The sequence below is a fragment of the Aminobacter sp. HY435 genome (assembly GCF_027568395.1).
In the GTDB taxonomy this organism is placed as follows: Bacteria; Pseudomonadota; Alphaproteobacteria; order Rhizobiales; family Rhizobiaceae; genus Aminobacter.
On record NZ_JANKZL010000005.1, the window covers coordinates 358,571 to 374,045 of the forward strand.

Genomic DNA, 15,475 nt, shown 5'->3' on the forward strand with positions numbered 1-15,475 from the left:
AAACGCTGATGTCGCCGTTGATTGATGCCTTTTCTGCCGCTAACCATCTGGCAACACAGGCGCGTTGCGAGGAATACCGGTTGGATTCGATCGAAAAGGCGATCCGGAACGCATTCGAAAAAGGCGATCCCGAGAACCGCGAATTTCGCGAAAAGGTCTACCGCGCGGCTTTCGCCGCGCTTGACCGTGCGTTGAAGTCAAATCCGAACATGACAGTCGAGGTGGCGATCAACCGTCGCAAGGCATTGCAGGCCACGATCACCGAGATCGAGTCGGAATTCATTCCGGCGGCGCCAGCAGTCCCGCCAGTCGCTTCCGACAATTCGTTGGCGCCCGAGATTTCGCTCAACGGCAACGCCACGCGTGCCGCGCCAACCGTTTCGATTTCGCCAGCCGGCGAGGCGCGCGCCAGGGGCGTTACACCAGTCGTGCCCGACATCATGCCCGACGGGCCGATGCCCCCGCCGGTGGCGGTCAAGGAAAAGCGCAGCCGGGCCGAACGCCGCGCTGCCGACCGCGCCGCCCGGCGCGCCGAGCGCCGCAGCCCGTTCGCAGCGATGTTCTTTGTCGTGACCCTGCTGACCATGGGCGGTATCGGCGCATGGTGGGCCGTGCAGACAGGCCTGTTCAGGTCTCCCGAAGAGATCGACACCTCGGTGCGCAACCCGCCCAAGACGCTCGAAAGCGAGGACTTTTCGCCGACCGCAGTCGGCTCCGGCCCCGCCCGTCCCGGCGAGGTCGACGCCGGGCGCAACTGGATCACGGTGTTTTCGCCGTCCGATCCCTCCGATGTCAGCGCACCGTCGGGCACGGTCGCCGAAGTCAGCAAGGACGACACCGGAAGCTTCCTGCGCATTCGTTCGGGCGACAGCGGTTCCGCCGTCAGCTTCGATGTCGGCAAGGGCGTGCTCGAGCAGATCGCGGGCAAGCATGCCGTGTTCGACATCATCGCCCGTGCCGAAGACGGCAAGGAAACGCAGATGGCCGTTGCCTGCAACTTCGGCGAGCTCGGAGATTGCGGCCGCAAGCGCTACCTCGTTGGCTACCAGCGCGGCGAATACCTGTTCGAGATGGACGTGCCTGACAAGGATCCGGGCGCTGCCGGCTCGATCGCCATCAACGCCGACATCGACAACGATGGCAAGTCGGTCGACATCTACGAGATCAGGGTTTCGGTGACCGAATAAACTCTCGGCTTCAGTCGAGCAGCGCCTGCAGCGTCTCGATGCGGTCGGCTTCGGCCGGCGGCTTGTCCCAGCGCAGCCGGGAAATGCGCGGAAAGCGCATGGCGACGCCCGACTTGTGGCGGGTCGAGCGGTTCAGCCCTTCGAACGCGACCTCCAGCACCAGGCCGTTGGCCCGGTCGGCGCGCACCGAGCGTACCGGGCCGAAGCGCTCGATGGTGTTGTCGCGCACGAACTTGTCGATCTGCCTGAGTTCCTCGTCGGTGAAGCCGAAATAGGCTTTTCCCACCGGCACCAGCTCTTCCGCCCCCTCCGTGCCCGACCAGACGCCGAAGGTGTAGTCGGAATAGAAGCTCGAGCGCTTGCCGTGGCCGCGCTGGGCATACATCAGCACGGCATCGACGGTGTGCGGATCGCGCTTCCACTTGAACCATGGGCCCTTGGGCCGGCCGGCGAGATAGCACGAATCCAGCCGCTTCAGCATGACGCCCTCGATGATCGGGTGCGGTGGCTCTTTCCGCATTGCCTCCAGCTGTTCCCAGCTGTCGAAGGCGACCAGCGGCGAGAGGTCAAAGCGGTCGGGATCGAGCGTGGCGATGAAGACCTCAAGACGCGCGCGGCGTTCGGTGAAGGGCAGCGCGCGCAAATCCTCGCCGCCGAATTGCAACAGGTCGTAGCAGCGCACGAAGGCGGGATAGCGCTCCTGCATCCTGGCCGAGACGGTCTTGCGGTTAAGCCGCTGCTGCAGGTCGGAGAAGGTGCCGGTCGCCTCGCGCGGTACGCCGACGAGCAGCTCGCCGTCGAGCGCGCCGTCGAAGTCCATCGCCGCCACCACATCGGGGAAGGCGCCGGATACGTTGTCGCCGGTGCGCGAATAGAGCCGGCGGATGCCGCCTTCCGACACCGCCTGGACGCGGATGCCGTCCCATTTCCATTCGGCGGCGTAGTCGGCGGGTGCGAGCTTTTCGAGATCGCCGTCGGCTATGGGGTTGGACAGCATGACCGGCCGGAACAGGGCTTGCACAGTCTTTTCCGGCTTCGGCGCCGTCCCCTCCAGCCAGGCGAAGACATTGGCATAGGGTGGCGCCAGTCCGTGCCACAGTTCCTCGATCTCCGACACGTCGACGGAACCGAGGTCGGCCAGCGCCTGCTTGGCGAGGCGGGCCGAGACGCCGATCCGCAGGCCGCCGGTGACGAGCTTGATGATGGCGAAGCGGGCCGACGTGCCGGCCTGGTCGAGCAGGCGGGCGAGCACCGCCGGCCCGTCGGAGCGGCTGGCCGATTGCAGCTTGTGCACCACCTCGGCGAGCGTGATGTCGTGGTTGGGCCGGCTGCCCGGTGCCTGCGGCCAGACCAGCGAGACGGTCTCGGCGAGGTCGCCGACATAATCGTAGGAATAGCCGAACAGCACAGGGTCCATGCGCTCGGAGACGAGCTGGCGCAACATCGCCGGCTTGACCGAGGCGATATCGAGTTCGCCGGTCAGCGCCGCGAGCGCCAGCCCGCGGTCGGGATCCTCGACCACGCGGAAGTAGTCGGTGATGAGCTTGAGCTTGCCAATGCGCGACGGCGTCAGCACCAGACGGTCGAGGAGCTCGGCGAAGCGGTTCATGGCTTGTTCGCCCCCTCATCCGGCCCTTCGGGCCACCTTCTCCCCGTTGGGGAGAAGAGGTTGGCGGCGACCGTTGCTGATCCTCTCCCCGGCTGGGAGAGGGTGGCCGAGCGAAGCGGAGGCCGGGTGAGGGGGCAGGGCAGCAATCATCCTCAATCGCCCTCGTCTTCGTAGCCGACGAGGTGCAACGGTCGCGCTGATATCCCGTTGAGTTCGCACCAGCGCACCAGCGCCTCCTCGCGGCCATGGGTGACCCAGACTTCGCCGGCGCCAGTCTGTTTGATGGTGGCGGTCAGTTCGTCCCAATCGGAATGGTCGGAGATGACGAGCGGCAGTTCGACGCCGCCCTGCCTGGCGCGTTGGCGGATGCGCATCCAGCCCGAGGCGAAGGCGGCAAGCGGGTCGGGGAAGCGGCGTGCCCAGCGGTCGGCGAAGGTGGAAGAGGGGGCGACGATGATGGCACCAGCGAAGTCGGCCTTGTCGCCGTCTTCGACTGTCGCCGGCCGGAGGTCGCCAAGGTTGATGCCCTGGTCTTGATAATATTCGCTCAGGCGGGAGATGGCGCCGTGGATGTAGATCGGCTTGTCGTAGCCGTTGTCGCGCAACAGGCGGATGACGCGCTGTGCCTTGCCGAGCGCATAAGCGCCGACAAGATGGGCACGCTCCGGAAATTGCCGGGTCGACTTGATCAGCTTGAGGATTTCGCCCGAGGCGTCGGGATGGCGGAAGACAGGCAGGGCGAAGGTCGCCTCTGTGATGAAGACGTCGCAGGGCACGACCTCGAAGGCGACACAGGTGGGGTCCTGGGCGCGTTTGTAGTCGCCGGAGGCGACGATGCGCATGCCGTTTTGCTCGACCGCGATCTGCGCCGAGCCGAGCACATGGCCAGCGGGATGGAACGACACGATGACGTCGCCGAGCCTGATCTTTTCGCCGAGTGGCATCGCCTGGCTGGCGCCTGCGAAATCCGTGCCGCAGCGGATTGCCATGATGTCCAGCGTCTCGCGCGTCGCCAGGACCTTGGCGTGGCCGGGCCGCGCGTGGTCGGAATGGCCGTGTGTGATGAGCGCCCGTTCGACCGGCCGCACCGGATCGATGTAGAAATCGCCTGGCGGGCAGTAGAGCCCTTCGGGCCGGGGATGGAGAAGGTCGCTGGGCCGCATTCTCTCAAGATAGGCATTTGGCGCTTGCGTGAAAGGGCGGTTTGGCAGTAATGCGCGCCACTTCCCTCATTCTGGATGCCGCGCTTGACGCCGTTGCAGCTCTCTTCCAACGACCTGCTTGCCGACCGGCGGGCGGACTATGCCGAAATGCTCTTTGGGTCCGGCGACCATGCCGCCGCCGCCGAGTTGATGCTCGGCGCGCTGGAGATCGCGCCGCAATGGGCCATGGGCTGGTTTCGGCTCGGCGAGATCCAGGAGGCCGCAGGCGCGTTTGAGGCGGCGGCCGAAGCCTGGCGCATGTCGCTGAAGCTTGAACCGGCAGACCGGCCGGGCGCCGCGCTCAAGCTGCAACTGATCGGCGCCGAACCCGCCGCCGACAGTCCGCCCAGCGCCTTTGTCGAGATGCTGTTCGACCAGTATGCGGAAAAATTCGACCACGCGCTGGTCGAGACGCTGCATTACCGCGTGCCGGAACTCCTGACGGCGGCGATCGCCGCCACCGGGCGCGGGCAGTTCGATCATGCCGTTGATCTCGGCTGCGGCACCGGGCTGATGGGCGTGAAGCTCAGGCCGGTGACGAAACGCCTCGACGGCTACGACATCTCTGCCGAAATGCTGCGCAAGGCGCGCGACAAGGGCGTCTACGACCGGCTGATCAAGGCCGACCTGCAGGAGATGGAGCCGGAGGGCCGGACCGCCGACCTCGTCACCGCCGCCGACGTTTTCATGTATCTGGGCGCGCTCGACCGCGTGTTCGCGAGCGTCATCAAGATGCTGGCGCCTGGCGGGCTGTTTGCCTTTTCGGTCGAACGCCTGGCCGGCGAGGGTGTCTTCGAGCTGCAGGAATCGCGCCGCTATGCTCATTCCGAGGCCTGTGTGCACGGGCTGATTGCGGCGGCCGGCCTGCGGTTGGTGTCGCTGGAACACGCCGTGATCCGCCAGGACCGCCGCGAGCCTGTCGAGGGGCTGATCGTGGTGACGGAGCGGGCGATTTAGCGCTGACTGCTGCTTGGGCTGCCGAACATGCCGCGCGAGCGCAGCGGCTTTTCGGCCGGCTTGGCGGTGATGCCTGCCTGCTTCTGCAATTGCTCTATTTGGGCCTGAAGCTCGCGAACGAGCTTTTCCAGCGTCGCGATGCGGGCTTCGTGGGAGGCGGTGTCGGTCATGGCGCTTGGCTCTGAGTTTGATGGGGCCATTTGATACGGCGGCATTGGGGACGCAAGTCACTTAGGTTTCGTTCCTTCCGACAGGCCAGTGCGGGTGAGACGGAATGCGATCTCGCAAGTTGGTTGCGGCATGTTCTCTTGATCCCTTTTTGTTCCAGATTTCGCTTGGCGCGGCACGATCCCCGCGCTAGGCATGGGGCGTGACGAGCCAAGCGCGACTGGAGCCGAATTCGACTGCCGCCATGCTGCCGGAACCATTCGTGCGATGGTTCGCCGAGCGCGGCTGGTCGCCGCGCACCCACCAGCTCGACCTGCTCGCCAGCGCGCAGCGGGGAAACTCGGTGCTGCTGATCGCGCCGACCGGTGCCGGCAAGACGCTGGCCGGTTTCCTGCCGGCGCTGACGGATCTTGCGGTCAGGCCGAAGAAACGGCCGGGGGAGGCGCATCGCGGCGTTCACACGCTCTACATCTCGCCGCTCAAGGCGCTGGCCGTCGACATCGAGCGCAATCTCGGCAAGCCGGTCGCCGAGATCGGCCTGCCCATCACGATGGAGACGCGCACCGGCGACACGCCACAGCACAAGCGTGCGCGCCAGAAGCTCGTGCCGCCCGACATCCTGCTGACGACGCCGGAGCAACTGGCGCTGCTGATCGCGTCCGCCGACGCCGAGCGCTTCTTTTCGGATCTGCGCTACATCGTTCTCGACGAACTGCATTCGTTGGTCACCTCGAAGCGGGGGCACCTGCTCGCTCTTGGCCTGGCCCGTCTGCGCAAGTTCGTACCCGATCTCCAGGCCATCGGCCTGTCGGCGACGGTGGCCGATCCGGACGAGTTGCGGCACTGGTTGGTGAGGCAGAGCAGTTTACCCTCCCCCCTGTGGGGAGGGTCGATCCGCGAAGCGGGGCGGGGTGGGGGTGACGGTCAGGCTTCACCCCCCACCCCGACGCTGCGCGTCGACCCTCCCCACAAGGGGGAGGGTAATGCCAACATGGCCGATGTCATCACCGTCACCGGTGGGGCAAAGCCTGAGATCACGATCCTCGACTCCGAGGAACACGTGCCATGGGCAGGGCATTCCGCCCGCTACGCCATCCCCGACATTTACGAAGCCGTGCGCAGGCACCGAACGACGCTGTTGTTCGTCAACACCCGCAGCCAAGCCGAATTGCTGTTCCAGGAGCTGTGGCGGATCAATGAGGATACGCTGCCGATAGCCTTGCACCATGGTTCGCTCGATGTGGGCCAGCGCCGGCGCGTCGAAAAGGCGATGGCCGACAATGCGCTGAGGGCGGTGGTTGCCACCTCGACGCTCGACCTGGGCATCGACTGGGGCGATGTCGATCTTGTCATCCATGTCGGCGCGCCAAAGGGGGCAAGCCGGCTCGCGCAGCGCATCGGCCGCGCCAACCACCGCATGGACGAGCCGAGCCGTGCCATCCTGGTGCCAGCCAATCGTTTCGAGGTTCTGGAGTGCCGGGCAGCGCTCGAGGCCAACTATCTCGGTGCGCAGGACACGCCGCCGCTGCTCGCTGGCGCGCTTGACGTGCTGGCCCAGCACGTGCTCGGCTGCGCCTGCGCAGCACCCTTCGACGCCGACGAACTTTATGCCGAGGTCAAGGGTGCGGCGCCATACGCATCGCTCGACCGCGACCATTTCGACCGCATCGTCGATTTCGTCGCCACTGGCGGCTATGCCCTGCGCAGCTATGAGCGCTACGCCCGCATCCGCAAGACCAGGGACGGCAGGTGGCGCGTGTCCAATCCACGCATCGCCCAGCAATACCGGCTGAATGTCGGCACCATCATCGAGGCGCCGATGCTCAACGTCCGCTACACGCGAACGAAGGGCAAGGCAGGTGCGGGCAATGCCGGATCGGTCGCGCTGCGCGGCGGCTCAGTGCTAGGCAAGATCGAGGAGTATTTCGTCGAGACGCTGTCGGTCGGCGACATGTTCCTGTTCGCCGGCAAGGTGTTGCGCTTCGAGGGCATCCGCGAAAACGAGTGCTATGTCTCGACGGGCGGCGGCGGTAACGTGCTGGTGCCGTCCTATGCTGGCGGCAAGTTTCCGCTGTCGACCTACCTCGCCGACCAGGTGCGCGGCATGCTGGCCGATTCCACGCGGTGGAAGGCGTTGCCCGACCAGGTCTCGGACTGGCTGCGTCTCCAGCAGCAAAAGTCGGTTCTGCCGCGCAAGGAAGACCTCCTGGTCGAGACGTTTCCGCGCGGCGAGCGCTTCTACATGGTCGCCTATCCGTTCGAGGGCCGGCTGGCGCACCAGACGCTCGGCATGCTCCTGACCCGCCGACTGGAACGGATGGGCGCGCATCCGCTCGGTTTTGTGGCCACCGATTATTCGCTGGGCGTGTGGGCGCTGGGCGACCTCGGCCGGATGTTCGAGTCGAAGAAGCCGTCACTCGCGGAGCTCTTCGACGAGGACATGCTCGGCGACGATCTCGAGGCGTGGCTTGCCGACAGCTGGCTGCTCAAGCGCACCTTCCGCAACTGCGCCGTTATCGCTGGCTTGATCGAAAAGCGCTTTCCCGGACAGGAAAAGAACGGCCGCCAGGTGACCGTTTCGGCCGACCTCATTTATGACGTCTTGCGCAGCCATGAACCGGATCACATCCTGCTCGAAGCGACCAGGGTGGATGCTGCGAGCGGGCTGCTCGATGTCAGGAGACTGGCCGACATGCTCTCGCGCATCCGCGGCAGAATCGTTCATAAGGATCTTGATCAGATATCGCCGCTGGCGGTTCCGATCATGCTGGAAATCGGCAAGGAGCCGGTCAATGGCGAGGCCAACGATAGGCTGTTGCTCGAGGCGGCTGACCTGATCGAAGAGGCTATGGCAAGCGCATGAACATCGCTGCGCGCGAAGTGACGGGGGATGGCAGTGCGACGATCGGCATCGCCGGCGTGCGCGCAGTCTGCGACCGGCGCGCGGCGCTGTACTTCCCGGATCTCAGCCTTCTGGCGGTGTCGGACCTGCATCTCGAAAAGGGGTCGTCCTTCGCCCGTCGCGGCCGGCTTTTGCCGCCCTACGATTCGGCCGCTACGCTCGCCCGGCTGGCGGCTGTCGTCGACGACTATGCTCCGAAATTCGTCGTCAGCCTCGGCGACAGTTTCCACGACGGCGAGGGTGCGGCGCGCCTGGCCGATCCGTTCCGCGCCAGCCTGACCGCCATGATGCGCGGGCGCGACTGGTTCTGGGTCGCCGGCAATCACGATCCGGATGCGCCGGCCGATCTGCCGGGCGAAACCGTCCAGGAACTCGCTGTCGGAGGTCTTGTCTTCCGTCACGAGCCGTCGAAGGGCCACGCCGAAGGCGAGATCGCCGGGCACCTGCACCCATGCGCGCGCATCGTCCAGCGCGCCCGCTCGGTGCGTTGCCGCTGCTTTGCCAGCGACGGCGAACGGCTAGTCATGCCGGCCTTCGGCGCGTTCACCGGCTCGCTCAACGTTCTCGACAAGGCTTACAAGGGGCTGTTCCGCACCGGAGCGCCAACTGCCTACATGATCGGCACAAGCGGGGTCTACCCGATCGCCGGGTCGTTGCTGCGGCCGGGCTAGCGCATCGGCCCGAAAATCGGACCCGATTTTCGGAAAGCACGATGCGCCAACTCAATAAGTTGGAGCGTCCTTTGTGCGTCCATCCGGACGCACGGCGGGCACGAGGCGCGGCATGCCGCCAGCCCTCAATCCTTGCGGAAGATGATCCTGCCCAGCCAGCCGGTGAACATCGCCAGCCCGATGGCGAAAAGGCCGTAGCCGAAGCCGTGGTCGGTGGCGAAGCGGTAGATGGTCTGTTCGAAGCCCGACTTGACGATGGCCAACTGGGTCGAGGTTTCCTTGACGAACAGGCCGTTGCGAAACAGGAAGGCCCGCGCCTTGTGCGTGCCGACCGGCACGTTTGGCGCAAGATGCAGCGTCGCCCGGAACAGGTTCTGCGACAGGAACTGCACGCCGCCGATATTGTCCGAGTAGAGGCCAAGCGCTTCCTTGCGGTCGCGCAGCGCATCGGTGAATTCCTGGATGGTGATCGGGCTGTCGCGCTTTTCCTCGGGCTCGAGGTAGATGTTGGGAATGCCCAGCGACAGCTGCTTGTAGCTGTTGGGGGTGGTGATGTCCTGCGGCGGTCGCGTCGTCGCCATCGAGTAAGACACCGGTACGTTGATGAAGGTCTCGGAGCGGGTGTTGATCCACATGCCAAGGATCCGATCCTTGCGGCGCACCACGACCGAGCGCGCCGGCCCTTCCAGCACGACGACGACGTCGTAGCGGCCCTGGCGGTTGACCTGCGGATCGGTGTTTTCCAGCGCACCGAAGATGGTGAGATCGGCGCCAGAGAAGTCGGCCGTGATCGAGACGCGATCGGTGGACAAGCCGATCTGGATGTTTTCGGTCGGCGCGCCGTCCTTGATCTGGGCGCGCGCCGGCGCTGCCGCGGCGAGCAGGGCTAGGGCGAGCGCCGCAATCCTCATAGCGAAAGCCCGCTGACGCTGGTCAGCGAATAGAGGTTCTGCGGCTTGACGAAAAGGTCGAAGCCAAGGCGCAGGGCAACCGCTAGGACCAGCAGGGCCAGCAGCGCGCGCAACTGTTCGCCGCGCAGTTTCTGGCCGGCCTTGGCGCCGTATTGCGCGCCGGCAACGCCGCCCAGCATCAGCACGAGCGCCAGCACGATGTCGACGGTCTGGTTGGTCGTCGAATGCACCAGGGTGGTGAAGGCCGAGACGACGACGATCTGGAACAGCGAGGTGCCAACGACGACGTTGGTCGGCACCTTGAGCAGGTAGATCAGCGCCGGAACCATGATGAAGCCACCGCCGACGCCCATGATCGCCGACAGGAAGCCGATGCCCGCGCCGATGCCCAGCACCGGGATGACCGAGACGAACAGTTTCGAGGTGCGGAAGCGCATCTTGAACGGCAGGCGGTGGATCCAGTTGTGCTGGCCGGACTTCTTCAGCGCCGGCGGCACCCCGCCCTTGGTCAGGCGCAGCGCATTGACGCTTTCAATCAGCATCAGGCCGCCGACCGTGCCGAGCAAGACGACGTAGAGCAGTGAGATGAACAGATCGAGCTGGCCGATGGCGCGCAGCAGGGCGAAGACGAAGCCGCCGGCGGCCGAGCCGGCGATGCCCCCGATCAGGAGCACCGTGCCGAGCTTGAAGTCGAGCGTGCCGCGCTTGAGATGGGCGAGAGCGCCGGAGAACGACGAGGCGATGACCTGGTTGGCGCCGGTGGCGACAGCGATCGCAGGAGGAATGTTGTAGAAGATCAGAAGCGGCGTGATCAGGAACCCGCCGCCGACGCCGAACATGCCCGACAGGAAGCCGACCGCCGCGCCCATTGCCAGGAGCACGAACGCATTGACAGACATTTCTGCAATCGGGAGATAGATGCCCACCCGTCAGTCTCTGCAATAGGAGTTATGCCGTCGCCCGTTTCCGGGTGCCGGTTAGCTAGCGGTTACTTGCGCCGACATTGCGGCGAAGTCAAACGCACTGCGCTCGAAACGGAAAATAACTCAATCAGTTAACCGCCAGGTAAAGACGGCGGCGGGAAATGACGCCGTCTTCGCGCTCATTTGCGCGCAATCAGTGCTTCGACGACGGCGGTGTCGATCTCGCCGGTCGAGGCAAGACCGTTGTCCTTCTGGAAGGCGGCGATCGCGTCCTTGGTCTTCTGGCCCATCATTCCGTCGGCCTTGCCGGCCTCGTAGCCATTCTTGTTGAGGATGGCCTGGACGTTCTGGATGGCCTTTTTCATATCGACGCCGGCCGCCGGGGCGTCCTGCCAGTTGGCCGGAACGTCGATCGAATTGGAGGCCGGATCGAGCGCCTTGGCCTGCCACAGTTCGGTCGCCGCCTTGGCGCGCTTGAGCTGCTCGGGGTTGAGCGCCTTGGCGATCTCGTCACGCTTGGAGGCGGCGTCTGCGTCGCCCTGCTTGGCAACCAGTGCGAACCACTTGTAGGACTCTTCCAGGTCCTGCTGCATGCCGACGCCCTTGGCGGCGAGGATGCCGAGATTGAACTGGCTGTCCTTGACGCCGAGTTCGGCAGCGCTGACGAACCACCGCGTTGCGGTGTCGTTGTCGACGGTGCCGTCGGCGCCCATGGCCAGCAGCACCGCGAGATTGTGCATGGCGCTGGCGTTGCCCTGCGCGGCTGCAAGCTGGTACCAGGTCTTGGCCTTGGCCACGTCGCGGTCAACGCCGTTGCCCTTTTCATACATGTTGCCAATGCGATACTGCGCCGGCGCGAAACCAAGCTCGGCGGACCTTTCGTACCAGGCTGCCGCCGTCTTGACGTTTGCGTTTAGCCCGCGCGCCTCGGCATAGCGCGAGCCGATCTCGAACAGCGCCTTGGCGTCGCCGCCATTGGCCGCGTCGCGCAGTGCCGAAGGCACCGCGTCTGGCACTGACAGCGCTGCAGCTTCGATGGCTTCACCAGCTGGGCGAATGGTCTCGTCTACCGCCATCCTTGCAGGGATGGACTGCGTGCTGGCGTGGTCGAGCGCGACTTCGACGGGAACGGAAACCTGCATCTCGTCCGTGGAGCTTGCTTCCGAAGCGATATCGTCAACCGTTGCCGGCGCGTCGACATTGCGAACCGTGGCGGCAGCTTCATCGAGAGGCTTGGCTGCGGCAATCCTGGCCGGCTCGGTGGCGGGCGGCAGGGTGACCGAAGCCGTCTCGACCGGGTCGTTGAGGAAAGCCTTGCCGAGCTGCATGCCGGCGAGCGCCAACATCACCGCTCCCGCGGCCATCAACACCGACTTGCGGCGCGCCTTCAGCAGGTCGCCGATGCGCAATGCGCGCACGGGTCCCTTGAGGTCGGATGTCCGCTTCAGTGTGTCGGCCTCGGCCGCAGCCGCCTGTGCGGCGCGCCGGGCGGCGGCGATGAAGTCCGCCTTGGCGGCGTCGCCTTCGGTTGCGCGCGCCGGCTGGCCGCGCTCGTCGCGAACGCGGCGCATGATGGCGTTGAGGTCGGGTGCTCCAGAGCCGGGTTCGAGCGGGCGGTTGGCGATCTTGGGGTCGAGCGGCGCATCGAGCGCCACGGCAGGCACCTCGACTTCGACCGTCGGCTCGACCACGTCGATCACTTGTGCCTGGGGCTTCTTCGCAAAGGCACGGGCAAGGCCGCCGAGCATCGACGGCTTGGCGGGCTTCTGGTCCTTCTTGTCGGCGCGTACGCCTTCCAGCGCGGCGACCGCGGCGGCGGCTTCCGACGCTGCCTGCGCAGGGCTGCGCGAGTGGCGGTCGCTCTGGTCGACCGGTTCGCCGCGACGGCCAAAATGGGCGTGGGCTTCGGGCAGCGGCGCAGGTTCATCCGGAACCAGCGACGGCGTGTCGCTCAACGCCAGCTTGGTTTCGGCGGCCGCAGGAGCGAGCAGTTCGGCGACCGAGGCCGGAGGGGCGTCGGACGACGAGGGATCGTAGCGTTCGAGCGAGCCCAGGCGGTCGACGATCTTGAGCAAGGTGTCATGGATCGCCTCGAAGGTCTTGCCGTTGCGTTCGTCCGAGCGGCGGGTCAGCGTCTCCAGCGCCTTGAGGTCCTGCGCCAGTCCTTCGACTGCGCTCGAGTCGCTTGCGCCGGAACCGCTCAGGGAATGCACGGCGTTCTCGGCCGCCTGGCGGGCGGCTTCCAGGATCGCCTGATGGTTGCTGGCGATCGAACGTTCGATGTCGTCGAGGCGCGGACGGACGTCTTCAAGCTCGGGCAGCGGCGAAGCCGGGTGCGCGAGATGGTTGGACAGCCCACTGACCTGCGCTTCAAGGCTGCGGATCAGATCCGGATCGATGCCCGACACCTGAGCCGCCGACATTTCGAGGCGGCTGGAAATGTCTTCGAGACGCGCTTCGAGGCCGCGCATCGCCGTTTCGGTGGCGGGATCGGCGCGATTGGATTCGAGACGCTGGGCGAAGGCGGTGAAACGGGCGTCGATCGCCTCCATGATGCCCGACTGGTCGGCCGCAGGCTGGTTTGCCTGGCGGTCAAGGCGGTCGCCCAGCTCTTCCAGGCGGCGTTCGAGATCGCGGAACAGAGCGTTGCCGTGCTCGACGGCATCGCCCTGGCGACGCTGGAAAACGTCGGCAAGCGCGTCGAACCGCTGCTCGATGCCCTGGAAAATGAGGTTGGCGTCCGGTGTTGAGGGCGTGCGTTCGATCTTGTCGGCGATCAGCGATATCTGGCGGCCGAGGCGTTCGATCGCCTGATCTGGGACATCGGAGCGCGCGGCGATATGGTCGACACGGTCCGACAGCATGTTGAGCCGTTCGATGATCTCGACGGACGGCTGATCGGCGGTGACTTCCTCGATCTGCAGGGCAAGTGCTGCGATGCGCAGTTCGATGCGCTCGAACGGCGCCGGGTCGAAATGCGGTGTCTGCGCTGCGACCGTCGAGGCGACGATGGCGCGCGAGATTTCGTCGAGCCGCTCGTCGATCAGGCCGAACATCTCGTCACTATGGCCGTCGCGCTGGCGCACGAATTGTTCGACCGCGCCCGAAAGCGTGCGGACCTTGTCTTCGATCGAGCGCAAGGACAGCGATTCCGGCAGGCCGTTGACCGCGTCGTTGATCTGCTCGAGGCGGGCTGCAAGCGCTGCAAGAGCAGGGTCTTCGCCACGCTGGTTCTGGCTGGTTGCCATGTGGGCGGTGAAATCCGTCCAGCGGCGGTCGAAATCGTCCCAGCGGCGGTCGACCGAGCGCAGCGTGTCTTCGCGGGCAAGGCTGGCGAGCGAACCGCGAACCTGTTCGAGTTCGAGACGCAGCATGTTGACGCTCTTGTCGTCGCTGCGTTCGGCAAGCGAATGGATGGCGCCGGACAGGCGTTCGAGCTCGTGTCCAAGTTCGGCGGCTTCGGCACCGGCCGCGCCTGCTTGTGCGACACGGCCAAGGTCCTTGCGCAACATGTCGAATTCGCGCTGCAGACCAGCCGTCATCTGGTGACGCATCTCCTCGCGCAGCGCGCGCAATTCGCCGGCGATCTTGCCTACCGCTGCCACGCCGTCTTCCTGCCCGCGCATGCGGTCGATGTCGCGCGCGATCGTCTGGTAGGGACGCTCGTAGGGTGCGCTGCGGCCGTATTCGCCGCGCGGCGCGTAACCGGGGGCGGGCGCCTGGCGCTGTGCGGGGCGATAGGGATCCGCCGGTTCGTCGCGCCTGCGTTCAAGCCGTGCTTCGAGGTTTTCGAGCGAGCGGTTGAGCTCGTCGAGCGACGCATGCGGGCGGCGCTGCCTGCCGTCGTTGAGGGTGTCGAGATAAGACCGCTTGCTGTTCATCGAAACGCCCGTTGGTCGGAGTGCTGGTCGGGTCCAGAGATCTCAAAGCCTTGCCGGGATCAGAAGTAGCGATGCGCCTCATGGAAAGCCTGGCTTCCGGGCACTTCGCCGCCCTCCGGAACCGTGAACAATTCAATACTTGATGACCACGGTGGAACCGACATGCGCACATTTCCCCGAACGTGGTAAACAAGCCCTTAACCAAACTTAAGAATGTGCGACGTTCTGTTACCCTTTTGCCAGTCGATTTCCCTTGCGTAGGGTGGGCGTCATCGCTATAGCATTTACGTAAACGTAAGACGTGCGCAGAACCGGCGTCTTGAGTGCATTTACACAGAAACCATGATCGCAGGCCCGCCCCCCTTCGGCCTTGGATCAGAGCACTGCAGGCCCAGCCGCCGTGCTCGCAATTGGGGATATCGGAAGTAGATGATGAAGCTTGTTTCGGTCGCCGATGCTGCGGCCAATGAAAACAATCTGGCTGGTGACGATTATGTACGCATCGGCGAGATGGCGAAGAAGTTTGGCGTCACGCTGAGGACGCTGCGCTTTTATGAAGACAAGGGGTTGCTCAACCCCAAGCGCGAGGGGTCGACCCGCCTGTACACGCGGCGCGACCGTGCCCGCCTGAAGCTGATCCTGCTCGGCCGCAAGGTTGGTTTTTCGCTGCGCGACGTCAAGCAGATGATCGATCTGTACGATCCGACCGGCACCAACGCCAAGCAGCTGCGCCTGACCATCGACAAGTCGGAAAAGCAGCTCGGCCGCCTGCAGAAGCAGCGTCAGCTGCTCGACGATGCGATCGGTGAACTGAACGAGCATCTGGCCATTGTGCGCCGCTTGCTTGCCGACCGCACCACGTCGCCGGCGACGGCTGCGGGCTAAGTCCCGATTGCCAGTTGAATGCAACGGCCCGGCGCGGGAGACTGCGCCGGGCCGTTTTGCGTCTGGAACCTGCCCAAGGACGAGGGCTGCTTGCTACGTCGCGAGCGACAAAATCGCTCAAGAAATCCACTGCTGCCAAAATTGACGTTTACGCAAACGTCAATTTTTGCTAGTCGACG

Annotated in this window: 11 protein-coding genes; 5 read left to right on the forward strand and 6 right to left on the reverse strand. The window is 65.3% G+C overall.

Going from position 1 to position 15,475, the window contains the following annotated elements; all coding sequences use genetic code 11:
- The first annotated feature begins 80 nt into the window (after positions 1-80).
- A complete protein-coding gene (locus tag PCJ21_RS08995) occupies positions 81-1,187 on the forward strand; it encodes a hypothetical protein (RefSeq protein ID WP_269931047.1) in 1,107 nt (368 codons plus the stop codon).
- Between the two features lie 10 nt (positions 1,188-1,197).
- Here the strand turns inward: PCJ21_RS08995 and PCJ21_RS09000 are convergent, their stop codons facing one another.
- Both PCJ21_RS09000 and PCJ21_RS09005 read right to left on the reverse strand, forming a co-directional pair.
- Positions 1,198-2,796 carry a cisplatin damage response ATP-dependent DNA ligase gene (locus tag PCJ21_RS09000; protein ID WP_269931048.1) on the reverse strand — a complete coding sequence of 533 codons (1,599 nt, stop codon included), beginning with the start codon at positions 2,794-2,796 and terminating at the stop codon, positions 1,198-1,200.
- 152 nt (positions 2,797-2,948) lie between these two features.
- Positions 2,949-3,959, reverse strand: a complete 1,011-nt coding sequence (locus tag PCJ21_RS09005; RefSeq protein ID WP_269931049.1) for a ligase-associated DNA damage response exonuclease — start codon at positions 3,957-3,959, stop codon at positions 2,949-2,951.
- Positions 3,960-4,043: 84 nt separating this feature from the next.
- Here PCJ21_RS09005 and PCJ21_RS09010 point away from each other — a divergent pair, with 84 nt between their 5' ends.
- A complete protein-coding gene (locus PCJ21_RS09010; protein WP_269931050.1) occupies positions 4,044-4,955 on the forward strand; it encodes a methyltransferase domain-containing protein in 912 nt (303 codons plus the stop codon).
- Here PCJ21_RS09010 and PCJ21_RS09015 read toward each other — a convergent pair.
- The gene (locus PCJ21_RS09015; protein ID WP_269931051.1) at positions 4,952-5,125 is read right to left on the reverse strand and encodes a hypothetical protein; all 174 of its coding nucleotides are present in this window, start codon (positions 5,123-5,125) and stop codon (positions 4,952-4,954) included. The genes PCJ21_RS09010 and PCJ21_RS09015 overlap by 4 nt on opposite strands.
- A gap of 200 nt (positions 5,126-5,325) precedes the next feature.
- Between PCJ21_RS09015 and PCJ21_RS09020 the strand changes: the two genes are divergently transcribed.
- Entirely contained in the window at positions 5,326-7,986 is a 2,661-nt protein-coding gene (locus PCJ21_RS09020; RefSeq protein WP_442865985.1) for a ligase-associated DNA damage response DEXH box helicase, read from the forward strand.
- Complete coding sequence (gene pdeM, locus PCJ21_RS09025; protein ID WP_269931052.1) at positions 7,983-8,696, forward strand: ligase-associated DNA damage response endonuclease PdeM; 714 nt, start codon at positions 7,983-7,985, stop codon at positions 8,694-8,696. Before PCJ21_RS09020 ends, pdeM begins: the two co-directional genes overlap by 4 nt.
- A 125-nt stretch (positions 8,697-8,821) precedes the next feature.
- Here pdeM and PCJ21_RS09030 read toward each other — a convergent pair whose 3' ends face one another.
- From PCJ21_RS09030 to PCJ21_RS09040, 3 genes are all read right to left on the reverse strand, one after another.
- Positions 8,822-9,607 (reverse strand): TIGR02186 family protein, encoded by a 786-nt coding sequence (locus PCJ21_RS09030; protein WP_269931053.1) that lies wholly within the window; start codon positions 9,605-9,607, stop codon positions 8,822-8,824.
- Positions 9,604-10,533, reverse strand: coding sequence for a sulfite exporter TauE/SafE family protein (locus PCJ21_RS09035; RefSeq protein WP_269931054.1), 930 nt, complete (start codon positions 10,531-10,533; stop codon positions 9,604-9,606). The genes PCJ21_RS09030 and PCJ21_RS09035 overlap by 4 nt, the downstream gene beginning before the upstream one ends.
- Positions 10,534-10,709: 176 nt before the next feature.
- Positions 10,710-14,411 (reverse strand): peptidoglycan-binding protein, encoded by a 3,702-nt coding sequence (locus PCJ21_RS09040; RefSeq protein WP_269931055.1) that lies wholly within the window; start codon positions 14,409-14,411, stop codon positions 10,710-10,712.
- A gap of 432 nt (positions 14,412-14,843) precedes the next feature.
- Here PCJ21_RS09040 and PCJ21_RS09045 point away from each other — a divergent pair, with 432 nt between their 5' ends.
- Positions 14,844-15,296 carry a MerR family transcriptional regulator gene (locus tag PCJ21_RS09045; RefSeq protein ID WP_269931125.1) on the forward strand — a complete coding sequence of 151 codons (453 nt, stop codon included), beginning with the start codon at positions 14,844-14,846 and terminating at the stop codon, positions 15,294-15,296.
- Positions 15,297-15,475 lie beyond the last annotated feature (179 nt).